At 71.0% G+C, this 5,533-nt stretch carries 6 protein-coding genes and 1 pseudogene; 2 read left to right on the top strand and 5 right to left on the bottom strand.

What is annotated here, in order from left to right; all coding sequences use genetic code 11:
* A pseudogene (locus GA0115259_RS04520) lies at nt 1-186 on the top strand (histidinol phosphatase); the annotation flags it as partial.
* Nucleotides 187-286: 100 nt separating this feature from the next.
* On the opposite strand, the gene GA0115259_RS04515 reads toward GA0115259_RS04520, so the two are convergent.
* From GA0115259_RS04515 to GA0115259_RS04500, 4 genes are all read right to left on the bottom strand, one after another.
* A complete protein-coding gene (locus tag GA0115259_RS04515) occupies nt 287-961 on the bottom strand; it encodes an HAD family hydrolase (RefSeq protein ID WP_093591144.1) in 675 nt (224 codons plus the stop codon).
* 147 nt (nt 962-1,108) lie between these two features.
* On the bottom strand, nt 1,109-1,837 hold the full coding sequence (locus GA0115259_RS04510) for an SRPBCC family protein (RefSeq protein WP_093591141.1): 729 nt from the start codon (nt 1,835-1,837) through the stop codon (nt 1,109-1,111).
* A gap of 102 nt (nt 1,838-1,939) precedes the next feature.
* Entirely contained in the window at nt 1,940-2,629 is a 690-nt protein-coding gene (locus GA0115259_RS04505; RefSeq protein ID WP_093591138.1) for an ArsR/SmtB family transcription factor, read from the bottom strand.
* A gap of 122 nt (nt 2,630-2,751) precedes the next feature.
* A complete protein-coding gene (locus GA0115259_RS04500) occupies nt 2,752-3,816 on the bottom strand; it encodes an NAD(+)/NADH kinase (RefSeq protein ID WP_093591136.1) in 1,065 nt (354 codons plus the stop codon).
* 296 nt (nt 3,817-4,112) lie between these two features.
* Here GA0115259_RS04500 and GA0115259_RS04495 point away from each other — a divergent pair, with 296 nt between their 5' ends.
* Entirely contained in the window at nt 4,113-5,093 is a 981-nt protein-coding gene (locus tag GA0115259_RS04495; RefSeq protein WP_370747280.1) for a DUF2382 domain-containing protein, read from the top strand.
* 129 nt (nt 5,094-5,222) lie between these two features.
* On the opposite strand, the gene GA0115259_RS04490 is transcribed toward GA0115259_RS04495, so the two are convergent.
* On the bottom strand, nt 5,223-5,533 hold a 311-nt coding region (locus GA0115259_RS04490), incomplete at its 5' end, for a cupredoxin domain-containing protein (protein WP_237539755.1).

Below are 5,533 nucleotides of genomic sequence, written 5' to 3'. Positions count from 1 at the left end.
CCCGCCGGCGTCTTCTTCGCCGTCGACACGGACGCCCACGCGCCGGGACAGCTCGACTGGCAGCTCCTCGGTTGTGCGCGGGCGGAGGAGTGCGGCGTACCGGCGGAGCGGATCGTCAACACCTGGACGGCCGAGCAGCTACGGGAGTGGACACGGACCCGGGAGGCGCCGACCCGGGAGGCCTGACCGTAGGGGGCCGGAACCCGCGAGGCGCCGACCCGGGAGGCCGGATCCCGGGAGTGAGCGGCCACGGGCCGGGACAGCCGCACCGGCTCGCGCGCGGCGCTCAGCGGCCGTCGAGATCCGCGAACAGGCTCGTGTCGAGACGGGCCAGCAGCGCGGTCGGGTCCTCGTAGACCGCCGTGGCGCCCGCGGACTCCAGCGCCGTACGCGGAATACCGCCCGACAGCAGGGCGACGGCACGGACACCGGCTCTCGACGCCGCCTCCATGTCCCAGACGGTGTCCCCGACGAACACCGCGCGCTCGGCGGACGTCCCGGCCAGTTCCAGCGCCCGGTGCACCGGATCGGGCGCGGGCTTGCCCACCGCGGCGCCGTTCGAGCCGACCGCGGCCGTGATGACCTCGTCGGCGTCGAGCGCACGGCGCAGCGCGGTCAGTTCGGCCTCTCCGGCCGAGGTGGCGAGTACGACGCGCCAGCCGCGGTCGTCCAGTGACCGCAGCAGATCACCCGCGCCCTCCAGCGCCGGCAGCCGGTCGAAGTAGGTCGCGTACAGCGTGGTGTGCGCTGCGCTGATCACGGCGTCCTGATCGCGGTCCCGCTCGTCGCCGAGCAGATGCGCGATGAGTTCGCCGGCGCCCAGTCCGATCGAGTGGTGGATCCCGGACATCGCCACCGTATGGCCGGCCTGGCGGAACGCCTCCCACCAGGACGTCACATGGAGGTGGTTGGTGTCGACAAGTGTTCCGTCGACATCGAACAGTGCCGCGCGTGTGGCCATGGGTGTCGCTCCCGTTCGGTCAGGGCCCCAGGGCCCCGGGCCTGGAGCAGCGCCTCGATCATGCCGTCTCTCCCGGCCGCGACGCCCTCATCCCGTACCGCTTCGGCGCGTCTTCGGCGTACCCGCGCCCCCACCCGTGGACAGGGCCTACGCGAAGACTCCGTCGATCCAGTTCCGCCACGCGCCCTCGATCCGCTTGGCGTCGGCGCCCGGAGCGAAGTCGTGCACGCTGATCCCGACCGGCGCGCCCCAGTGGTTCCTGCCGAAGAGCCGGTACATCGCCGTTCCGGTGCGCAGCCCGACGAAGTACGGATTGCGGTAGTCGAGGACGGCGTCCACGGCGCCCACGGCAGGAAGCTCGACGCGTACGGTGGCGCCCTCGGCCGCGTCGTCCGGCAGTCCGAGGCCTCGGCTCGCCACCTCGAACGCGCCCGGCGCGTTCGAGGCCGCAGGACCGTCGGTGGTCGCGAACGTGACGGGCCGTCCGGCGAAGTGCAGCAGATACTGGCGCAGGGTGTGCAGATAGAAGTCGGTGTGCTTGTTGGCACCGTCGTACTGGTTGTCCCAGTCGTCGACGAGGATCCCGCTGTGTACGTAGCGCACCCAGGAACCGCCGCCCTCACGGGGCTCGATGCGATGGTCGAGCTGGTTCAGCGTCTGCTGGTCGATGCCCTCCACGTCCTCGGTCCGGGCGGTCAGCCGCCGCTGCGGTTCCCATGCGGTGATGGTGCCGCCGTGCGGTGCCGCGCCGCCCTCACGGCCTTCGTACTCCATGGGCCACAGCCAGGCCCCCGTACCCGTGGTGATCGCTTCCCAGACCTGCTCGGGGCTCGCGTCGACCTCGAACTCGCGGACGATCTCGAATTCCTTGGACATGATGTGGTGACTCCTCAGGCGCGCCGGTGCGCGTAGACGTTGTGCTGAATGCTCACTGCCGAAGTGGCTCGGACGGGACGACGAGGACGGGGCCCAGCTCTCTCATGACGCCTCTTCGACGGAGGCCGGGCCGGTGGTCACCGGCGCGGCGCCGTCCGGCGGCGCGCCGCCACCCGATGGCACAGAGCCTTCCGCTGTCACGGAGGCGGCCGGTTTGACGGTGGGATGGAGCGCCACGACGATCCGGTGGTCGCGGCCGGACTCGGCGTGTTCGTCGTGGTACTTGGCGATCAGCGCGCCGACGCCGCGCGTCAGCTCCTCCACGAACGCGGCCCGGTCGGCCGCCGAGCCGAAGCGCACCTCGCCGTCGAGCGCATAGGTCGCCAGTCCCTTGCGGGCCTTCGTCGCTCCGGTGATCAGCGCGCCCACGTCCCGTACGAGCCGCGCCGCGACCGCCAGCAGCCAGCGCGCGGAGAGCTGGTCGCGGAAGCGGCCCGGATCGGGCTGCACCGCGGCCAGGGCGAGCGGCGAGATGACGTACGAGGCCGCCGTGGCCCGCATCAGCCGCTCGGTGACATTGCCCTTTCTGCGCTCACCGGCCAGCTCGACCAGTCCGTGCCGCTCCAGCGCCTTCAGGTGGTAGTTGACCTTCTGCCTGGGCAGCCCGACCCGTCCGGCCAGCATCGTCGCCGACGCGGGTCCTGCGGCCAACTCGGCGAGCAGCCGGGCCCTCATAGGATCCAGCGAGACGGCTGCCGCCGCCGCGTCCTCGATCACGGTCACGTCCAACATGGCTCCACCGTATCCACCGACAACTATTTTTGTCCAGAGCGTCTCAGTTGTCGGTGAGATCGGGTCCGGTCGCACCTCCGGAACGGGCGGCTGAGGAACGGGCACCTCAAGGAACAGGCGGCTCAGGAGTGCGACGGAGGCGGCGGCAGCCGCAGATGGGCCAGATCGGCCGGAACCGGACTGTCGGGCCGGAAGAGCGGCGCGGACTCCCCGTCGGGAGCGGTGGCGGGCGCGTCGGCGAGCCGGAAGCGGTCGCGCAGCCTGGTGTAGAAGTCGGTGGGCCCCAGCCGGATCAGCCGCAGCCGGTACTGGGCACCGTACACACCGACCCAGTCCCCCGGATCCAGCACTCCGCGGAGCTGGCCGTCGATGCTCAGCGCCGCCTCCCCGGAATGCGGTAGGACCCGTACCGCAACCGGCTCGTCGGGAGCGGCCACGACCGTACGGTCGAAGGTCATGTGCGGTGCGACCGGCGTGAAGACCACGGCGTCCATGTGCGGTGAGAGCACCGGACCGCCGGCCGCGAAGCTGTACGCGGTCGAGCCGGTGGGAGTGGCCACGATGACACCGTCCGCGGAGTACGAGGCGAGGAGCCGGCCCGCGATATAGATCCCGAGATTGACCTGCCGGTCCCGGGCGAGCTTCTCCAGGACGACATCGTTGACGGCGACGATGTCCAGCGCCACGCCCCAGCCCTCGCCCTCCGTGGTGTCGGGCCGGACATGCGGCGGCGGCAGCGCCGGACCGCGTCCGTAGCGGAGCAGCGCCTCCACGCCCGACGGCATCTCCAGCGCGCGCGAGGCCCGCATGGTGAGCGTCATCCGCTCCTCGACCGCGGCCCGCCCTTCGTGGACGGCGTCCAGCGCGCGGGTGACCTTGTCGGCCGGGACCTCCGTCAGAAAGCCGACGCGGCCCAGATCGACTCCGAGCACGGCGGCGCCGTTCTCGGCCGCGATCCGCGCGCCGCGCAGAAAGGTCCCGTCGCCGCCGAGAGTGACGACGAGGTCGGGGTTGCCCGCCGAGAACGCCTCCTCCTGGCTGTCGTGGCGCGGTTCGTGCGCCTTCCAGACATCGATCTCCTTGTAGGGAATGTCACGCGCGTCGCACCAGGTGTAGACGGCGCGGGCCGCCTCGACGGCCTCGGCGCGGCCGTGGTGGACGACGAGACCGATACGTTTCACAGCCATGTTCGCGCTCTCCGTACTCCGTACTTCACAAATCCGCACCTCTCGTCCGGTGCTCGTCCACTGCCCGGAATAATCCTCACCAATTACCCAATATTCACCCGAATGGCGGATATCGGGAACCGGGCACCATCCACCGTGACCGCTGCTCGGACGGCGGACGGGACCGAAACGGCGTGTGGCCCGGGTCTCCCCCGGTTGCCACCGGTGCCGGACGGAGGCGCGATGGAGTCGTGCGCGCCTGACCGTGAGGGGCCAATCCCGCAGACGCGCTTCCCCCACGCGAGGAGTGATCGCTGATGTCAGCCGATGGCGTGTTCAACGACCCCAGCAGGCTCACGGGGCTGCCCGTGTACGACAAGGACGGCGACAAGATCGGCAACGTCGGCCAGGTCTATGTGGGCGACCGTACGGGCCGCCCGGAGTGGGTGACCGTGAAGACCGGTCTGTTCGGTATGAACGAGAGCCTCGTCCCGCTCACCGGCGCCCGTCGCGCCGGGGAGGACATTCATGTCCCTTACGCCAAGGAGGCCGTCAAGGACGCACCGCGTCTCGCGGCCGACGAGCACCTCGATCCGGTCCAGGAGAAGCAGCTCTACGAGCACTACGGCCTGGCCACCACGGGTTCCGGTCTCGGCATGGCCGAGAGCGCGGGTACTCCGGCCGCGACGGCGGGGACGCGGACGGGGACCGGCGCGGAGGCCGGTACGGTCTCCGGCCCGGGCATGGGTACGGGCGCGCGCCCCGGTGTGTCAGCCGGTGCCGGCATGCCCGCGGAGCCCGCGCCGGCCGCCGCGGGAGGCCAGGGACGGCCGATGGCGGGGATGCGCGGAGCCGAGTCGGCCGAAGGCAAGGAGGCGCAGGGCGAGGAACTCATCCGGTCCGAGGAGCAGCTCCACATCAGCACCGAGGAGCACGAGGTGGGCCATGCGCGGCTGCGCAAGGTCGTCGTGACCGAGAGCGTGACCACGTCCGTGCCTCTCAGCCATGAGGAGGTCCGTGTCATCCATGAGGCGATCGCGCCCGAGGACCGTTCCCGTATGGGCCGGTCCCCCATCAGTGAGGGCCAGACCGAGGTGACTCTGCACGCCGAGCAGCCGGTGATCAGCAAGGAGACCATTCCCGTCGAGCGTGTGCGTATGGAGACGGAGAAGGTGACCGAGCAGAAGGAGGTCTCGGCCGACGTCCGCAAGGAGCAGATCGAGTACGACACCGACCAGACCGGGCGGACCGGCGGGACCGGCCAGGACTTCAGCGGCAAGCGCGGCTCCCGGCACTGAGGCGCGCCGACGGCTCCTGACCTACGCGCCCCCGCCCTCCACGCCATGTGTGGCCGGCGGGGGCCAGGCCTGTCCGGGGCTGTGGGTGGTGGTGGGTGGTGATGATCGACGAGGGCGTCGGTGGCGGAGTCAGCGCACCGTGAGCGTGCCCTTCATGAAGGGGTGGATGGTGCAGATGTACGGGTACACACCGGCCTTGGCGGGCGCGGTGAAGGTGACCGTCCTGCCCGCGTCGACGGTTCCCGTGTCGAAGGCCTTGCCGGCGGTCGCGGTCACGGTGTGCGCGGTGTCGTCCTTGTTGGTCACGGTGATCCTCGCGCCCGGTGCCACGGTGAGGGCGGCGGGCATGAAGGCGAAGTTGTCGATGGTGACCTGGTCCTGTCCACCGCCGGACGGGGAGGCCGAGCCCGGGGAAGGCCTGGTGGAGCCGGCCGGCTTTT

This window comes from Streptomyces sp. MnatMP-M17 (genome assembly GCF_900091995.1).
In the GTDB taxonomy this organism is placed as follows: Bacteria; Actinomycetota; Actinomycetes; order Streptomycetales; family Streptomycetaceae; genus Streptomyces.
This window is presented reverse-complemented; position numbering and strand designations above follow the sequence as displayed.